1 protein-coding gene is annotated in these 776 nt (G+C 66.4%); it reads right to left on the bottom strand.

Annotation, left to right across the window (positions count from 1 at the left end; genetic code table 11):
* A partial coding sequence (locus tag IEJ02_RS47875; protein WP_191070518.1) for an acyltransferase domain-containing protein occupies positions 1-776 on the bottom strand: 776 nt, incomplete at both ends.

Raw genomic sequence — 776 nt, 5'->3', positions numbered from 1 at the left:
GCATACGTAGGCAGGTCGACATGACCGGCCGCGGCACCGCTTCCAGCCGGGAGGACCCCGCTCCACTCGACGGGAACGCCCCGGACGAACAGCTCGGCCATCGAGGTCAGCAGCCGGCGCAGACCGCCCTCGTCACGGCGCAACGAGCCGCCCACCACAGCATCGGCGTCCGCCTGATCCACGATCTCGCTGACCGGCTGGACCAGAACCGGATGAGCACTGGACTCCACGAACACCGTGTGACCCCCGGCCAGAAGATCACCGATCGCGGGACCAAAACGGACCTGACCACGCAGATTCCGATACCAGTAACCGCCCTCGAGGACACCCGCCTCCCGCACCCACTCACCAGTCACGGTCGAATAGAAAGGAATCAACGGCGCCTGAGCACGAATACCAGCAAACGCCTCACCCAGGATCTCCTCGACCGCCTCCACATGCCGGGTATGAGAGGCATAATCCACCGCCACCCGACGCACCCGCACACCATCCGCCGCAAAAACCTCCAACACCTCATCGAGAACCCCGGCATCACCCGCAACCACCACCGACGCCGGACCATTGACCGCCGCCACCTCCACCCGACCAGCCCACCGCTCCAGACGCTCCACGACTTCCGCCTCGGGCAGCGCCACCGACGCCATACCACCCCGCCCCACGAGACTGCCGCCGATCACCTGACTGCGCACAGCCACAATCCGGGCCGCATCCTCCAACGAAAGCGCACCCGACACACACGCCGCAGCAATCTCCCCCTGCGAATGACCCACCACCGC

Origin of the sequence: Streptomyces sp. 5-10 (genome assembly GCF_014712245.1) — a bacterium.
Classification (GTDB): domain Bacteria; phylum Actinomycetota; class Actinomycetes; order Streptomycetales; family Streptomycetaceae; genus Streptomyces; species Streptomyces violaceusniger.
Note: the sequence above shows the minus strand (reverse complement) of the source record. Positions and strands in the feature narration are given on the sequence as shown.